The sequence below is a fragment of the Neobacillus solisequens genome, from assembly GCF_051233465.1.
GTDB lineage: Bacteria > Bacillota > Bacilli > Bacillales > Cytobacillaceae > Neobacillus.
Map to the genome: position 1 here is coordinate 307228 of NZ_JBKFGJ010000002.1, position 16895 is coordinate 324122.

Consider the following 16895-nt stretch of genomic DNA (forward strand, 5'->3'; position numbering starts at 1 on the left):
GTGTGATGCAAAAAACGACCATGTGTGCCAAAAAAATTTGCGGTTTTTGTTCGAAAAATGTTCACAAATTCAACTTTTAGGCTTGGCACGGTATTTGCATTATAAAAGTTTATAATAGTGAAAATTTTAGAAAGATTTGGTGTTGTAATTTGTCGACAAATATATTAAGCTATTTTTTGTGACAAAGATGTGAACATCATGTCTGGGATTCTAAAATTCTCCTATTTTTATCAAGACATTTACTTATTTTGGAAGCGCATTCAAACAAAGGGGGAAATTTAATGCAGCTACAAGAAAACCAATCTACTCACGAATTGAAAAGAACGATGAAATCACGGCATTTATTTATGATTTCACTTGGGGGTGTCATTGGCTCTGGCTTATTCCTGGGTTCTGGTTATACAATTAGTCAGGCCGGACCTACTGGAGCCATTCTCTCTTATATTGTTGGCGGTATTATCATGTTTTTGACCATGCTTTGCCTTGGCGAACTTTCTGTTGCCATGCCGGTATCCGGTTCATTCCAAACGTATACTACTAAATTTATTGGTCCTGGAACAGGTTTTGCACTAGGATGGCTATATTGGTTAGGTTGGTCAGTAACAGTGGCTTTGGAATTACTTTCTGCAGGCCAATTAATGCAAAGATGGTTTCCACATGTTGATGTATGGGTTTGGAGCGGTGTATTTGCTGTTATCTTATTCCTTTTAAATGCTTTATCTGCAAGAGCGTTTGGAGAAGCAGAATTTTGGTTCTCCAGCATAAAAATTCTAGCTATTATCATGTTCATTGTTTTAGGTGGAGCTGCCATGTTCGGATTAATTCATATGAAAGGCGGCCATAGTGCACCATTTATGAGCAACTTTACAGCACATGGTCTTCTGCCACATGGATTAACTGCATTGATTATAACCATGATTACCGTAAACTTCTCCTTCCAAGGGACAGAGTTAATTGGAATTGCTGCGGGTGAAAGTGAAGAGCCTGAAAAAACAATTCCAAAATCAATTAAACAAACAGTTTGGCGTACGTTATTCTTCTTTGTCTTGGCAATCTTTGTTTTAGCTGGTCTCATCCCAATGAACAAAGCAGGTGTCATCGAGAGCCCATTTGTTGTCGTATTTGATAGTATTGGTATTCCTTATGCTGCAGATATTATGAACTTCGTTATTTTGACTGCATTACTTTCTGTTGCAAACTCAGGACTTTATGCTGCAACAAGAATGTTGTATGCGATGTCTCGTGAAAAAATGGCAAGCCAGTCTTTAGCGAAGGTAAACAAGAGCGGGGTACCAATTAATGCATTAGTATTAACGATTGGTATTGCATTATTATCTTTATTATCTGGATTTTTCGCAGAGGAAACCGTTTTTGTTTGGTTGCTTTCAGTAGCCGGGCTCGGTGCGCAAGTGGGCTGGATTTCCATCACAGCATCACAAATTGCATTCCGTAGAGTGTTTATTCGCGAAGGCGGAAAAGTGGAGGAGCTAAAATTCAAAACACCGCTATTCCCGCTCTTACCGATTATTGCTTTAGTCTTAAATATTTCGGTATTAGTCAGCTTAGCGTTTGACTCTGAGCAACGCTTAGCCCTATACCTTGGGGTACCATTCGTCATTGCCTGTTATTTGATCTACCATTTCCGCATTAAAAAGAGCCGTGAAGAAGGCGGATTGGAAGAACATGAATTACAATTACAAGATGACAAGCGTATGATTATTTAATCTTTAATCGATGTCCGGGTGATATAAATCCGGGCATTTTTTTGTGGATAAACAAATTCATTCACCAAATACTATTGGTGAGGTGATTAACATGGGAAAATGGAATGGACAATCAGCGCCAAACAATAATCTGCCGCCAAAAACAATAAAAACAGGAAAATTGCCGGGAAGTAATGTTGCTCATGAATTTTCAGAAGAACTATCTGATGGTGGTGAACGTGACGAGTACATTAACAAGCAGCAAAAAAACTTGAAAATGAAGTAAAAAGTGGCGATGGGAACATCGCTGCTTTTTCTTTGGAGGAAAATTTACCAATAATTCCTTTACAAAGTTTTTTAATAGATATAGAATATCTATGTACCTAATAAATCTAGGTAGGTGAATAACATGTTTAACCGAGAATTAGTTAAGGGGAGTACCTCATTAATTTTACTTCAGTTACTTGATGAACGTGATATGTATGGATATGAACTTGTGAAAGAATTGGAGAAGCGCAGCGACAATGGCTTGAGTGTGAAAGAGGGTACCTTATATCCTGCCCTTCATAAACTTGAAAAACAAGAGTATATTGACTGCTATTGGCAGGAACAGGAAAAGGGTCCTGCACGCAAATACTACCGGATCACCGTTGCAGGCCGAGAGGTTTTAGATGAAAAAACACGAGAATGGCGGGATTTTGTTAAAGTAATGAACAAAGTGATTGGGAGAACTAATCATGGAACAGCAAAAGAATAAATTCCTTGAAGACCTTGGTGTGAAATTGGGGAATCACGAAGATAAAGATTCGATATTACGCGAATATGAATGCCATATTGATGAGATGATTCTTGAAAATTTTCAATGTACAGAAGAAGAACTTATGAATTTGTTCATTTCGCGGTTAGGCAGCCCCGAGGAAATTGCCGAGGCCTGGCGGGAAGAGCTTACGGTTACCCCAAGTAATATGAAATGGTTGTTCATCCTGTTAAATATATGCTTCTTTTTGGGGGGCAGTTTTTTAACCTTGGCTCATAATTTGTTTCGTTGGGATTGGCTTACGGTTGTTTGGGAACAGTTAACCGCAACCCCAACCCTCATTGCCTTTTTATATTTATTTTTTTGGGCTCTGCTTGGCTATGAAATAGGAAGAGGATTTGGTCATGGAGGACGAAAGCTGCTTCAGAAAACTTTTCTCTTATCACTAATACCAAATTTAATGCTAATGGTCTTAACTGTCTTTCATATTATACCGAATTCATGGTTTGCACCTTTATTGACAAAAACGTTTATCATTGCTTGTATTGTTTTAACGATGTTCCTCTATCCAATCTGCTTGTTGGGCTATCGTTGGGGTAGGAAAGCATCCATATAAGCAATTTTTTTTGAAATTATACCTAGAATAACAATGTATATAGAAAATCTATATAAAAGAGGGGAAAACAATGGTACAAAAAATTGAAAAGTCAGATTGGGTTTTTTTAGTCTTTTGCTTAATATTGGGTATATTGGCTGAGGAGGCTTTTTTTCGTGGACAAATCGGGATTTCCTATCTTGTTTTTATTTTAGCTTTTTATGCAGTATTGTTTTACCGTAGCAAAAGCTTCGTATTTTCCCATCAACGTCTGGGTTATCTAATTCTTTGCTGTATATGGCTTTTATCAGCAAGCTATGTTCTTAATGACAGCATGCTTTTTTATGTATTAAATATATTGTTCATTCCAGCTTTAGTCATTTTTCATTTAGTTTTGGTCACGGGCCCCAAAAACTTGAAGTGGAACCAAATGTCCTTTATGGCCTTGATTTTTTCAAGAATACTTAATGCCATTAAATATGATGTCAGCTTTACGAAACAAATAGGCAAAGGTTTTAAAGGTGATGTAGATCATCAAAAATTTATAGTAGGAAAAAAGATAGCACTAGGAGTTGTTATTGCTTTTCCGCTAATGCTTGTAGTCATGAGATTATTAATGATGGCTGATACACAATTTGAATTATTAATCGGAGGTATTCCAAACTGGTTTAACATGTTGGATGGGGAAGTTGTCTTCCGATCAGTTGTCATATTTCTTTTTACCATTGCTTTCTTTGGATTTCTTCAAGTGCTATTCAAAAAACAGGTTACAGTATTAAAGCAATCGGAAGTGACCGTAATCAAACTGGATAGCATCATCACCATTACGGTATTAATTATCATGAATGTAGTTTATGTATTATTTACGGTGGTCCAATTCAAATATTTTTTTGGCGGGTCGCTGGACCAGGACTTCACCTATGCGGAATACGCTAGAAAAGGCTTTTTTGAACTGTTGTTTGTGACGATCATTAATCTTTCTATTACAGTAATGGTTTTATGGTTAGGTAAACAAGAGGATGGTTTCTTGAAACGATTGACGCAAACGTTGTTGACTTTAATTGTGGTTTCCAGTGCGGTAATGTTATGTTCAGCCTTTATACGGCTAAGCCTGTATGAAGATGCGTATGGTTATACATTGACAAGGGTGTTAGCCCACTCCTTCATGATCTTTCTTGGGCTCATATTTATGTATACACTTGTGAAAATTTGGATGGAAAAACTGTCTCTTTTTCACTTCTATTTTGTTGCTTCGCTAGTGTATTACACTTCGATCTGCATGATTGATCTGAATCGAATTGTGGTAAAAGAAAATATCAAGAGATATCAAGTAACAGAGAAAATTGATCTTCACTATCTAAATAGTTTATCCTATACCGGTGTTTTAGGTTTAATGGATCTTTATGAGGAAGATCAATATATTGATGGTTTAGCTACTATTTTAAAAGAACGAAAACAGGAAGCGATGGTGGAGACTTATCCGTGGCAATCATTTAATTTAAAACGGGAGCAGGCTTTTGAGAAGCTTAAAGAGCTTAATCTTGATTGATGAAGTAGATTTGTCCCTGTTTTTAGAAGGATTCAACAAAACTACAGGTGAATTCAACAAAGAAATAAAGGATTCAACAAAACTACAGGTGAATTCAACATAGAAATAAAGGATTCAACAATGCTACAGGTGAATTCAACAAAAAAATAGAAGGATTCAACAAAACCATTGATGAATTCAACAAACCTCCACAAACAAAAAAGCGGAGCCAATCCGGCTCCGCCTTTCCATCATCTTAATCCCCATTAAACATATCAAAAAGTCCTCTGGCAATGCTGCCTTCATCACGTGAACCACCGCGTGAAGGGGCTGCAGCGAATACACGACTGGCCAAACGACTGAATGGCAGTGATTGAATCCAAACAGAACCAGGTCCTCGTAATGTAGCAAAGAACAAACCTTCGCCACCGAACAAAGCCGTTTTAATTCCTTTCACAAATTCAATATCATAGCTGATTCCACTAGTCATAGCCACTAAACAGCCTGTATCCACCCGAAGTGTTTCCCCAGGTTGCAAGTCTTTTTTCGTAATAGTCCCGCCGGCGTGAACAAATGCCATTCCATCGCCTTCAAGCTTTTGCATAATAAAGCCTTCACCGCCAAAGAATCCGACCCCAATTTTACGTTGAAACTCTATGCCAACTTGAACGCCTTTTGCCGCTGCCAAGAATGCATCTTTTTGACAGATAATCTTTCCGTCTAATTGACTTAAATCCATTGGAATGATTTTTCCTGGATAGGGGGCCGCAAAAGACACATGTTTTTTGCCGCTTCCACCATTTGTAAAGGTTGTCATGAACAGGCTTTCACCTGTAAGAACACGTTTACCGGCGCTGAACAGCTTGCCCATCAAGCCAGTGCCTCCACCGCTAGAACCATCTCCAAAGATAGTTTCCATATGTATATCATCATCCATCATCATAAAACTGCCTGCCTCGGCAATAACTGTCTCCTGTGGATCAAGCTCAACTTCAACAAATTGCATATCATCGCCATAAATTTTAAAATCAATTTCATGATTGTTCATGGGAATACCTCCATTCTAATAATTGAACACATTCTCATTTTAAAATACTTAGGAAAAAAGTTCCATAACAAAAAATAAAAAATAAAAAGACGCCTGTATAAAACAGACGTCTTTGCGTATTGAGGCGAAAAACCACACTCCACATAGTGCGCTCCAAAAAGGAATGTTTTTCGGCTTACACAATTCAGCTCATCGCTCTGTTATTATAGCATAGCAATCTTTTAAACACAAGTTTCAAATTGTTGACAAAACATATTGACTATATGAAACTATTATAATATATTCAAATAATCGAATATACGAAAATAAAAAGATAAGAAGGGTGAATATGTTTACAGACAAAAGGTTCCATCAGTATTCCATTAGAAGCATGCCGAAGGATCTCCTATCAGGGTTAATTGTGGGGATCATCGCTATTCCACTCGGTATGGCTTTTGCCATTGCATCAGGAGTGAAACCGGAGTATGGAATCTATACGACAATTGTTGCCGGGATTCTCATATCCTTATTTGGCGGATCAAAATATCAAATTGGCGGTCCGACCGGTGCCTTTATCCCAATATTGTTTGGGATTGTCATGTCTTACGGTTATGAAAATCTTCTTATTGCAGGATTTATGGCGGGGATTATTCTTCTATTAATGGGAGTATTCCGAATGGGGGTTCTAATTAAATACATTCCCAGACCAGTAACAATTGGCTTTACAACGGGGATTGCTGTAACCATTTTTACAGGGCAGATTGCCAGTTTTCTTGGGTTAAAAGGAATTGAAAAGCATGAGGAATTTATCCTTAATATCAAGGAGATTATCATCCATCTCGGTACAACAAATATCTATAGTGTTTTAACGGCAGCCCTTTGTTTACTTACCATTATTTTGACGCCAAAATTTGCACCAAAGGTTCCAGGACCGCTGATTGGGTTACTTGTATCCACCTTAGCGGCTACATTCTTATACCCAAGTCAAGTTGCCACTATAGGAACAGCATACGGGCAAATTCCAAATACACTGCCACAACTGCATATACCTGAAATCAATCTTGAAATTATAACAAAATTATTGAAACCTGCCTTTATTATTGCTATGTTAGGAGGCATTGAATCGCTTCTTTCAGCGGTAGTCGCCGATGGAATGACCAACAGCCGACATAATAGCAATAAAGAATTAATAGGGCAGGGGATCGCTAACATGATTACCCCATTATTTGGTGGAATTCCCGCAACAGGAGCGATTGCCAGGACTGCAACCAATATAAAAAATGGAGCTGTTTCTCCGCTCTCCGGTGTTATTCACGGGATCGTAGTTTTATTTGTTTTATTGTTCTTTGCTCCCTATGCATCCTATATTCCTTTGGCTAGTATGGCACCAATCCTGATGGTAGTGGCTTGGAACATGAGTGAACGCAAAGTTTTTGCGCATGTATTTAAAACAAAATCTACAGATTCTCTAGTACTTGTCGTAACATTTCTACTGACTGTTTTTGTGAATTTAACAACAGCTGTTGAGGTGGGTTTAATCATGGCGGCGATGTTCTTTACAAAACGAATGAGTGATTTAATGATTACTGAAAAGGCCCTGCCGAACCCAATGCATAAACATGAAAAAGTGGAAACAGGAATGGTGACGGATACGCACGATTGTCCGCAAATCAGTATTTTTAATGTTGAGGGCCCATTGTTCTTTGGCGCGGCAGATACCTTTGAAAAAACGATCATGAACACTATAAATTATCGGCCCAAAATTCTGTTACTTAGGATGGGGCGGGTACCGTTTATAGATACCACTGGTGAAGCAAACCTTTCCAGTATTGTGCGTCATTTTTCGAAAAATGGTATAGTACTAATATCGGGATTGAATCCTCAGCCTGAAAATGTCTTGAAAAAGACCGGATTGTACGAGAATATTGGTGAAGAACATTTTTTTGAACATACCGGGGATGCAATTCAGTTTGCACTTATTCAAATTAATCAAAATAAATGCCTTGGATGTAAACATTTTGCCTTTAGGGAATGTAAAAAGCTATCGGGGGCAGAGGCTGTAGGAAGCAGTGGAAGAAAGAAACTTACGGCCACTTTCTAGAGGTTAGGAGTTGGGATATTGAATTTAGAAATGCAACAGTTTAAGGCTGAATTCTTTAAAGCGTTAGCACATCCTTTACGAATTCGGATCTTGGAAATATTAGCTGAGGGAGATCAGAGTGTAAACGAAATCCAGACTCTCGCAGGCAGTGAAGGATCAGCGGTATCACAACAGCTGCAAGTCTTGCGAGCTAAAAATATCGTGACTGGAACAAAGGAAGGAAACAAAGTCATATATACCCTCAAGGATCCAATGATTATCGAGCTTCTTGCAGTGGCAAGGCAAATTTTTAATAATCACTTGGTAGATACCATAACCATCCTAGATAAATTTAAAGAAGATGAAGAGGTTTTCCTTTTACCGAAGAAATAATTTCTTCGGTTTTTTCTTTTTATACAGTAATTATGTTAAAAATGTAACCTTTTGGAAATTATCGGTTTTTTGTAATAAATTTCTTAGTTGGTAATTAAGGAAATCGTTTACTATTAAATTAAGACTAAATAATAATAGTAGGAAGGTGATTAAATGAAGTATGATTTGGTCTTGCTGCATCCACCAACCGTATATGATTTTCGCAAAGAAATGCTGTTTACCGGGCCAATCAGCGATGTTGTCCCTTCTTCACCTGTTTTTGAAATGTACCCAATTGGTTTAACAAGCATTGGAGATTATCTGGAGCGATATGGGTTAAAGGTGAAGATTATTAATATCGCCAATCGAATGCTGTTAAATCCTAATTTTGATGTTGAAAAAAAAATAAAAGGGATTAAAACTAAAGCATTCGGTATTGACCTGCATTGGCTCCCACATGCAAACGGCAGTGTCGAACTGGCGAAGATTATTAAGAAATATCATCCCGACACACCCGTATTATTTGGCGGACTTTCAAGCACTTATTTTCACAAAGAATTGATTGAGTACCCATGTATCGATTTCGTTGTTCGCGGCGATACGACGGAAAAATTAATTCTCATGCTACTTAATAAACTTGAAAATAAGGAAAATGACAGCTTCTTCGATATTCCGAATCTGACCTGGAAGCGAAATAATCAATATTTTTATAATGAACTTACTTATGTCCCTGACAGCCTAGATGAGTTCGAATTTCCCGGCTACCGATATATCATTCGGTCTGTGTTTAAATACTTTAATTTACTGGACCCGCTTCCATATAAAGGGTGGATCCAATATCCGAACACTGCCATTCTTACTTCTAAGGGATGTACATACAATTGTCTGATTTGCGGCGGTTCGAAAAATGCCTATGAGCTCAATTGCAACCGTAAAAAACTGGTGATGCGCTCACCGAAAAAAATGCTTGAGGATATTGCCTTTATTCAACGGTTTACAAGAGCACCTATTTTCCTGCTAAACGATATTAGGCAGGGGGGGAAAGAATATGTAGATGAATTCCTTTCCGGCTTAGAGAAAATGGATTTGAAAAATGAAATCGTATTTGAATTGTTTAACTATGCAGATGAAGAATTCTTCAGGCGTCTTGATCGGGCCATGCCTAAATACAGTATAGAGTTGACTCTTGAATCTGCTGATGAGGATATTCGTAAATACAATGGCAAGCTGCCATGTACGAACACGAAAGTAATAGAAATGCTGCAATACGCCTTAAAACATAACTGTGCCAAAATTGATTTATTTTTCATGACCGGTATTCCAAATCAGGACTATGAAAGCGCGATGAGGAACGTGGATTTCTGTGAAATTATTCACAAGGAATGTGACGAAAGCTCACGAATCTCTTATTTCGTTGCACCTTTATCACCATTTCTTGATCCAGGAAGTCCAGCTTTTGAAAATCCCGATAAATACGGGTATAAAAAATTCTGTTATACCCTTGAGGATTTCAGGGCAGCAATGAAACAGCCATCTTGGAAAAATATGCTTAGTTATGAAACCAATAAAATGACAAGAGAGGAAATCGTCAGGGCGACTTATGACTCAGCACTACGTTTAAATGAATTTAAATTTAGGCATAACATCATAACGAAGGATGTTTATGACGAGGTTGCACATAAAATTTCCAAATCAGTAGAGTTTTTGCACCGACTTGATGAAATTGAGCATTTGCCTGACTCCCTAAAATCAGACGAATTGGCTAAGATCAAGGATGAGGTGGACAAAATTAACCGACATAGTATATGTGGAAAAAATGAACTAAAATGGGAGGTCAAAAAACTGTTTGCTGACATTCCATCCTTAACCTATATTGGAGCGGAACTGCTTGTAACTGAAATCATTAAAGGGATTAAGTGCCGATTAGGAAAAATTGACCGAAACATGGTCGTCATTTCAAAGAGCAATCATAAATAAATACTCTAGGATCAATGGGTTCTCCGCTGGTTTTTTTTCGTTTTGCTTAAATAAATTACAACAAAATATGACAGCGTTCTCAAATAATTGGATTGATCTGGAAATAGGAAAAGTCCATTTGTAAAAATGCAAAAAACGAAAAATCAAACTGTAGGAGAACGAATCGAAATGTGTCATTTTGTGTCATTTCTTCCAATCTTGACATCAAAACTAATAAATGATAAATTGAAAACAGCCGTTGCACGAGATAAGATTTATGTTACAAGCTTGTTCAAGGTTTTAACCGAATTTTTGGATAGGTAATGAAAGTAAAGTTATCACGTTGTAATTTGGTGAATTTTACACATGGCTTTCGTGTAAGCCAATAGGAGGATTTTTTTTCATGAAAAACGGTAAAGTTAAATGGTTTAACTCAGAAAAAGGTTTCGGATTCATCGAAGGAGAAGACGGAAACGACGTATTCGTTCATTATTCTGCAATCCAAACTGATGGTTTCAAAACTTTAGAAGAAGGTCAAGAAGTTTCTTTCGAAGTAGTTGAAGGAGCTCGTGGACCACAAGCTGCTAACGTAACTAAGAAGTAATTCCCTATAAAATTGACAACAGTCCGGTTTCATGACCGGGCTGTTTTTTGCTTGATCCCCACTCCACTGCATCCATTTAATCCCCACAGTTCCAACAATCCATTCTTAAAACAAAGACTCTTACCCATTCTATTTTGCTATAATAGCTATATTGAACAGAGTGAAATTTCCAGACGAGGTGAAATAAATGAAATTCATTCATACAGCCGATTGGCACTTGGGAAAACTGGTCCACGGCATTTACATGACGCCAAATCAACGCGAAGTATTAGAGCAGTTTGTCGACCTTGTAGCAGATGAAAAACCGGATGCCGTCATTATTGCCGGTGATCTTTATGATCGTTCCGTGCCACCAATTGATGCGGTAGAACTACTCGACGATATTCTATTTAAAATAAATGTAACATTAAAAACACCCATCATTTCGATTGCGGGTAATCATGACAGTGCGGAACGGCTTTCATTTGGTACCTCATGGTATAAGCATAGCCAACTCCACTTATCGGGAAAATTAACACCTTTTAGCTTAGAGCCTGTCCGTTTAATCGGGGCCAATTTTTATCTTTTACCCTATGCAGAGCCTGGTGTTGTCCGTCAATTATTAAATGATGATTCGATCCATTCCCATCAGGATGCCATGAAGGCATTGATAGGGAAAATTGAGGAACAGCTTAATCCTAATGAACCCAATATTTTAGTAGGACATGCCTTCGTTTTAGGCGGACAAACCTCAGATTCAGAACGAATCCTTTCTGTTGGCGGATCCGGTTGCGTTAGTGCCGAGTTATTTGAACCTTTTTCGTACACTGCCCTCGGACATTTGCATAGTCCGGATGCCATTAAACACGACAAGGTTAAATACTCTGGATCCCTATTAAAATACTCCTTTTCCGAGGCAAAGCAACGTAAAGCCATTTCCATTATTGAAATGGATGACAAAGGCTTATTTACTCATCGTGAAAGATACCTGATTCCTTCTATTGATATGCATGAGCTTGAGGGGCATATGGATGAACTGCTTGACCCACAATTTTATGAAAAACAAAAAACAAATGATTATGTAAAGATTACCTTGTTAGATGAAGGTGAAATCATCGATCCTATTAACAAATTGCGGCAGGTATATCCAAATGTTCTTCATCTGGAAAGAAAAATGGATCTAACAGATCTTAAACATAAACAATTCTATCAGTCTATCAGAAGTGAGAAAAAATCTGAGATTGAGTTATTCGAACAATTTTATACAGAAATGACAACGGCTGAATTTACTCAAGAAAAAAGAGAAACAATGTCAGACATTATTAATAGTGTTTTACGAGGGGAGGCGGCAAAATGAGACCATTGCGTTTGACAATGAGGGCGTTTGGTCCATACGCAGAAACAGAAACGATTGACTTTACCAAGCTGGGCAATCGGACCATGTTTGTTATATCCGGAAAAACCGGCTCAGGCAAAACCACCATTTTTGATGCGATTAGTTATGCCATTTATGGGAAGGCAAGCGGTGAAGACCGCAATGGACCTGAATTGCGAAGCCAATTTGCCAAAGATGATATTTTGACAGAGGTATCCCTTGATTTTTCATTACGAAATAAAGTTTACTCCATTACAAGGTTTCCCCAACAACTAAAAAAGAAGGACAAGGGTGAAGGTTATACACAGATCGGAGCAAAAGCTGAATTGTATGTTTGGGAAGGCAATGAAAAAAAGCTTTTGGCAACTAAGATCAATGATATTGAGGAAAAAATCAAGGAAATCATGTTGATTGATGCCAATCAATTTCGGCAAATTCTTATGATCCCCCAAGGGGAATTTCGCAAACTATTAACATCGGATAGTAAAGATAAGGAAGTCATCCTTCAGCGTCTATTCCATACGCAGCTTTATAAGCAGGTGGAAGAAAGGCTGAAGGAGGAGTCGAGCGAACTGAAGCGAGCAGTTGATGACAAAGTACAATTGCGGAATGAAGCCATACATCGTATCCAAGCACTGACAAACGAAGAATTGCAAAAATACCTAGAAGCAGGTAGTGAAAATGATCGTTTGATTTTACCGCTGCTCTTGTTAGAAATCGAGGGAATGGGGAATTTACTGAGGGAAAAAGAAATGAAGTTAAAAGAAAAAACCCTGTTTCAAGACCAAGTGAAAACCAGACTTGTTGAAGCAGAAGAAATTATTAAAAGCCTGCAAAAAAGGGATGAGTTAACGAAGCTAAAAACTCAACTTGTGGCCCAAGCAAACCTCTTTTTAGAAAAAGAGCAACAAGTTCAGCGGGCGCAAAAGGCAGCACTTTTAGAAAGTAAGGAAGAGACCTGTCACCGATTAAAGCGGGATGTAGATCAAGCAATTTTGAATCTTAACAATATCAAAGAACAAGAGGAAAAATTGACCGTGATGTCCAAACAGGCTGTAAATCATCTTCAGGAGGAAATTGACCGTGAAGCAGAGCGCCAGGCAGCCCTTGATCAAGTCACCAAATTAACCAATATGAAGGAAGACATATATTCCTTTGACGCATTGCAAAAGCAAACTACCAAATTAGAGGCAGTTCTTCAAGCAGCCCAGGAGAAAAAGAAGCAACTAGAAAATTCTTTTGGTCTAGTGGAAAGGGAACTATCAGCTAAACTACGGAAAAAAGAAGTTATTGAGCAAGGTAAACTAGTATTCTTAGAAAATAAGGCAAAGATAGAAAAACTGCAAACAGAATATGACCTTATCATGAAATATGAAACCATCATGGAAAAGCATCAAAAAGCGGAGCAACAATTAGTGTTGGCTTTATCCCGTTATGAAAATAGCCTAGCAAAATGGACAGATGCCAAGGCGCTTGTTGAAGAGCTGGAGAAAAAGTGGAGACATGGCCAAGCTGTTTTATTAGCAGCATCACTAACATCCGGGGAACCATGCCCAGTCTGTGGTTCTGAACATCATCCTTCACCGACGCTGTCTCAAAATGGGGAAATTCCCAATGAAGAAGATTTGAAGGCATCGAAAGAGCAGGTTCAAAAATGGGAACAAGAAAAATCCAAAGATGAGTCCTCCTATTTTCAAAGTAAAGCTGATGAAAAAGCAAAGTTGGACGCTCTAAGTGAAACATTCATTGAATTAAAAACAATCCGTCCTGATTTTTCCAAGGACCAATTGTTTCTTTTAAAAGCTGAGACGCTGTCGGCCAAAAATGGTTTGTTGGACAAACAAGTAGAACTAAAAGAACAAATGGAGCTAGTTGACCAGGTAATAGTTCAAATAGAAAAGTATGAATCTGAAAAAATGAATCTACAGAATCAAATTCAGGATGTTATAGAAAAAATAACAGAATTAACGATACAGGTTACTGAAAAAGGAACTAACCTAAACAGAATGATGAAGATGATTCCAGAGAATCTTCGCACGGAATCAGAATATGAAAAGGAGCTAACTGCTGCACAAAATCACCAGCAAAATTTAGTAAAGCGTCTTGAGGATGCACAAAAGAAAGTGAATGATGTCAAGGAAAAGCTGGCAGCCGTGGTTGCCCGTCTGCAGGATGCAGAGGCATTTCTCTTAACCAAACAACAGGAACTAGCAACTGAAAGAGAAACGTTTAAAAATAAATTAGCAGAACAAGGATTTGAAAACTATACTGAATATCACGCTGCAAAGCTTACCGAATCGGATACAAAGGAACTAGAGTCTCAAATTCGAAACTATCGGGAGGAGTTACGGTCTGTTTCCGATCGTTTGACGGAATTAACAGAACGTTTAGCGAATATACCAACACCTGATATTGCCAGTTTAAAACTGGAATTAGAGAACATTACTAACGAAATTCACACATTATCACAAGAACGAACAGATCTTGTCATTAAAAAGAAGAATAATGAGGAGATTCAACAGCAAATTGAACGTTTAAATGAAGTAGTGAAAGAGCTGGAAGAACGTTATAGCTTGATCGGTCACCTCTATAGGATTGCCAAAGGAGATAATAGCTTTAAAGTTACCTTTGAACGTTTTGTCCTCGCAGCATTTTTGGATGATATATTAAGAGAAGCAAATGGCAGACTAAGAAAAATGACATCTGGTCGTTTTCAATTGCGTAGAAAAACGGATCGTTCCAAAGGAAATGCTCAAAGCGGATTGGAATTGCTGGTTTATGATCAATATACGGGTCAGGAACGACATGTTAAAACCTTATCAGGTGGGGAAAGCTTTAAGGCCTCCCTTTCGCTGGCATTGGGATTGGCAGATGTTGTTCAACAATATGCAGGCGGGGTATCATTGGAAACAATGTTTATAGATGAAGGTTTTGGAACCTTGGACCCTGAATCATTAGATCAGGCGATTGAGTCGTTGATGGATATCCAAAACAGTGGCCGTTTGGTTGGCATCATCTCCCACGTTCCGGAGTTAAAAGAGCGGATTGATGCAAGATTAGAAGTGATTTCCGGTCAAACTGGCAGTAGAACAGAATTTGTCTTTACTAATTAAAAAGGGTGCTCCGAGCACCCTTTATTTTAGTTCTTTAGCCAAAAAACGACCCGCTTGTCTTCCTGTAAAAAGACAGCCGCCGACAAAGGTTCCTTCAAGTGATCTGTATCCGTGTATTCCTCCACCGCCGAACCCAGAAACTTCCCCAGCAGCATACAATCCCGGAACAGGATTTCCGGAAGCATTTAGGACTCTTCCAGATAGATCAGTTTGGAGGCCGCCAAGGGTTTTTCGTGAGATAATATTAAGCCGTACTGCAATTAATGGACCCGCTTTTGGATCAAGAATTTTATGTGGAGGTGCCACACGGATCAATTTATCGCCGAGATATTTTCTCGCTCCGTGAATGGCAGTAATCTGGAGGTCCTTAGCAAATGGATTATCGATTTCCCTGTCTCTGGAGTGGATTTGTCGTTTTATTTCTTCCAGTTGCAGCAAGTCATTTTCCACAAGGTTATTCATTCCGGAGACAAGTTCAGGGAGTGTATCAGCAATGATAAAATCTTCACCTTTTTCCATAAAGGCCTTTACTGGAGCAGTCGGTCCGGGAAGGACACGACTTAATACTTTTCTGATACTTTTTTCTGTTAAGTCTGGATTTTGTTCGGAGCCGGATAATGCAAATTCCTTTTCTATAATTTTCTGGTTCAGAATAAACCAAGAATAATCATAGCCTGATTTCATGATTGCTTCCAAAGTACCTAATGTGTCAAATCCAGGAAAGTTAGGAGTTGGAAAGCGCCTTCCTTCGGCATCCAGCCAAATAGAAGAAGGGCCTGGAAGGATGCGTATCCCGTGACTTGGCCAAATCGGGTTCCAGTTGTTAATTCCCTCTGTATAATGCCACATACGGTCCCGGTTTACAATCCGTCCTCCTGCTTTTTCGGTAATGGACAGCATTCTGCCATCTACATGTGCAGGGACTCCGGAGATCATATTTTTTGGGGGATTGCCTAGTCGTGCAGGCCAATTTTCTCGAATTAATTCGTGATTCCCGCCAATTCCGCCACTTGTCACCATGACGGCTTGGGAGTGATACTCAAAATCTCCGATTATTTCACGTGAACTGGATTCACCTCGGGCAGCATCGCTTGGGACAAGTTGATCACCTCGAGCCCCAATGACAGTACCATTTTCAGTAATTAATTCATTAACGCGATGACGCGGTCGATAATCAATCAGGCCATTGGCCATTCCCTTGCGGACTCGTTCCTCAAAAGGTTTGACCAGCCCCGGACCGGTGCCCCAGACGATATGAAATCTTGGAACTGAGTTCCCGTGACCTTCGGCAAGATAGCCGCCGCGTTCAGCCCAGCCCACAACAGGGAAAAAACGGACTCCCATGTTATAAAGCCATTGACGCTTTTCTCCTGCAGCGAAATTAACGTAAGCCTCCGCCCATTTTTTTCCCCAAACATCTTCGTCTTCTTCCCGGTCAAAACCTGCGGCACCGAGCCAATCTTGCCATGCAAGCTCACGCGAATCCTTGATTCCTATTCGGCGCTGTTCAGGTGAATTGACCAAGAAGAGCCCGCCAAAAGACCACCAAGCTTGACCTCCAAGGGATGCTTCTGGCTCTTGGTCTAGCAAGAGAACTTTTTTACCAGCCTCGGCCAGTTCGGCGGTGGCAACTAGACCTGCAAGACCGGCGCCTACTACAATGACATCATATTTCATCTCTCAACCTCCAGAAACAATCTGATATACATACTATTCTGAAAATTAGTCTAATATCATTATATCTTAATAGAGAGCTATATATAGTAGAAAAATTCACAAATTTTCCATGTACTTCTACCAAGATTA

The 16895-nt window shown here is 38.9% G+C and carries 13 protein-coding genes; 11 read left to right on the forward strand and 2 right to left on the reverse strand.

The window, feature by feature from the left end; genetic code table 11:
- Window positions 1-281 precede the first annotated feature (281 nt).
- From ACI3K6_RS02010 to ACI3K6_RS02030, 5 genes are all read left to right on the forward strand, one after another.
- Window positions 282-1724, forward strand: a complete 1443-nt coding sequence (locus tag ACI3K6_RS02010; RefSeq protein ID WP_435553488.1) for an amino acid permease — start codon at window positions 282-284, stop codon at window positions 1722-1724.
- A 91-nt stretch (window positions 1725-1815) separates the two neighbouring features.
- Window positions 1816-1989, forward strand: coding sequence for a hypothetical protein (locus tag ACI3K6_RS02015; RefSeq protein ID WP_435553489.1), 174 nt, complete (start codon window positions 1816-1818; stop codon window positions 1987-1989).
- Between the two features lie 123 nt (window positions 1990-2112).
- Window positions 2113-2460, forward strand: a complete 348-nt coding sequence (locus tag ACI3K6_RS02020) for a PadR family transcriptional regulator (RefSeq protein ID WP_435553490.1) — start codon at window positions 2113-2115, stop codon at window positions 2458-2460.
- Entirely contained in the window at window positions 2441-3076 is a 636-nt protein-coding gene (locus tag ACI3K6_RS02025) for an HAAS signaling domain-containing protein (protein WP_435553491.1), read from the forward strand. The genes ACI3K6_RS02020 and ACI3K6_RS02025 overlap by 20 nt, the downstream gene beginning before the upstream one ends.
- A 70-nt stretch (window positions 3077-3146) precedes the next feature.
- Window positions 3147-4604: a DUF4153 domain-containing protein gene (locus ACI3K6_RS02030; protein WP_435553492.1), complete on the forward strand. Its 1458-nt coding sequence runs from the start codon at window positions 3147-3149 to the stop codon at window positions 4602-4604.
- A 235-nt stretch (window positions 4605-4839) separates the two neighbouring features.
- On the opposite strand, the gene ACI3K6_RS02035 is transcribed toward ACI3K6_RS02030, so the two are convergent.
- Window positions 4840-5631, reverse strand: coding sequence for a TIGR00266 family protein (locus tag ACI3K6_RS02035; protein ID WP_335478341.1), 792 nt, complete (start codon window positions 5629-5631; stop codon window positions 4840-4842).
- A 328-nt stretch (window positions 5632-5959) separates the two neighbouring features.
- Between ACI3K6_RS02035 and ACI3K6_RS02040 the strand changes: the two genes are divergently transcribed.
- The 6 genes from ACI3K6_RS02040 (at window position 5960) to ACI3K6_RS02065 (ending at window position 15089) form a co-directional block, all read left to right on the forward strand.
- A complete protein-coding gene (locus ACI3K6_RS02040; RefSeq protein WP_335478339.1) occupies window positions 5960-7711 on the forward strand; it encodes a SulP family inorganic anion transporter in 1752 nt (583 codons plus the stop codon).
- Between the two features lie 18 nt (window positions 7712-7729).
- Window positions 7730-8083 carry an ArsR/SmtB family transcription factor gene (locus ACI3K6_RS02045; protein ID WP_335478337.1) on the forward strand — a complete coding sequence of 118 codons (354 nt, stop codon included), beginning with the start codon at window positions 7730-7732 and terminating at the stop codon, window positions 8081-8083.
- A gap of 153 nt (window positions 8084-8236) precedes the next feature.
- On the forward strand, window positions 8237-10039 hold the full coding sequence (locus tag ACI3K6_RS02050; protein WP_435553493.1) for a TIGR04190 family B12-binding domain/radical SAM domain protein: 1803 nt from the start codon (window positions 8237-8239) through the stop codon (window positions 10037-10039).
- A 382-nt stretch (window positions 10040-10421) separates the two neighbouring features.
- Window positions 10422-10622: a cold-shock protein gene (locus tag ACI3K6_RS02055; RefSeq protein ID WP_335478333.1), complete on the forward strand. Its 201-nt coding sequence runs from the start codon at window positions 10422-10424 to the stop codon at window positions 10620-10622.
- 187 nt (window positions 10623-10809) lie between these two features.
- The gene (locus tag ACI3K6_RS02060) at window positions 10810-11958 is read left to right on the forward strand and encodes an exonuclease SbcCD subunit D (RefSeq protein WP_435553494.1); all 1149 of its coding nucleotides are present in this window, start codon (window positions 10810-10812) and stop codon (window positions 11956-11958) included.
- Window positions 11955-15089: an SbcC/MukB-like Walker B domain-containing protein gene (locus ACI3K6_RS02065; RefSeq protein WP_435553495.1), complete on the forward strand. Its 3135-nt coding sequence runs from the start codon at window positions 11955-11957 to the stop codon at window positions 15087-15089. The genes ACI3K6_RS02060 and ACI3K6_RS02065 overlap by 4 nt, the downstream gene beginning before the upstream one ends.
- Window positions 15090-15110: 21 nt before the next feature.
- Here the strand turns inward: ACI3K6_RS02065 and ACI3K6_RS02070 are convergent, their stop codons facing one another.
- Window positions 15111-16766 carry an FAD-binding dehydrogenase gene (locus ACI3K6_RS02070; protein ID WP_435553496.1) on the reverse strand — a complete coding sequence of 552 codons (1656 nt, stop codon included), beginning with the start codon at window positions 16764-16766 and terminating at the stop codon, window positions 15111-15113.
- Window positions 16767-16895 lie beyond the last annotated feature (129 nt).

Excerpts from the sequence above, each read along its gene's own strand:
- ACI3K6_RS02040 (WP_335478339.1), top strand. The coding sequence starts at position 5,960 with ATGTTTACAGACAAAAGGTTCCATCAGTATTCCATTAGAAGCATGCCG.
- ACI3K6_RS02035 (WP_335478341.1), bottom strand. The coding sequence starts at position 5,631 with ATGAACAATCATGAAATTGATTTTAAAATTTATGGCGATGATATGCAA.
- ACI3K6_RS02060 (WP_435553494.1), top strand. The coding sequence starts at position 10,810 with ATGAAATTCATTCATACAGCCGATTGGCACTTGGGAAAACTGGTCCAC.
- ACI3K6_RS02065 (WP_435553495.1), top strand. The coding sequence starts at position 11,955 with ATGAGACCATTGCGTTTGACAATGAGGGCGTTTGGTCCATACGCAGAA.
- ACI3K6_RS02030 (WP_435553492.1), top strand. The coding sequence starts at position 3,147 with ATGGTACAAAAAATTGAAAAGTCAGATTGGGTTTTTTTAGTCTTTTGC.
- ACI3K6_RS02025 (WP_435553491.1), top strand. The coding sequence starts at position 2,441 with ATGGAACAGCAAAAGAATAAATTCCTTGAAGACCTTGGTGTGAAATTG.
- ACI3K6_RS02020 (WP_435553490.1), top strand. The coding sequence starts at position 2,113 with ATGTTTAACCGAGAATTAGTTAAGGGGAGTACCTCATTAATTTTACTT.
- ACI3K6_RS02055 (WP_335478333.1), top strand. The coding sequence starts at position 10,422 with ATGAAAAACGGTAAAGTTAAATGGTTTAACTCAGAAAAAGGTTTCGGA.
- ACI3K6_RS02010 (WP_435553488.1), top strand. The coding sequence starts at position 282 with ATGCAGCTACAAGAAAACCAATCTACTCACGAATTGAAAAGAACGATG.
- ACI3K6_RS02070 (WP_435553496.1), bottom strand. The coding sequence starts at position 16,766 with ATGAAATATGATGTCATTGTAGTAGGCGCCGGTCTTGCAGGTCTAGTT.
- ACI3K6_RS02015 (WP_435553489.1), top strand. The coding sequence starts at position 1,816 with ATGGGAAAATGGAATGGACAATCAGCGCCAAACAATAATCTGCCGCCA.
- ACI3K6_RS02050 (WP_435553493.1), top strand. The coding sequence starts at position 8,237 with ATGAAGTATGATTTGGTCTTGCTGCATCCACCAACCGTATATGATTTT.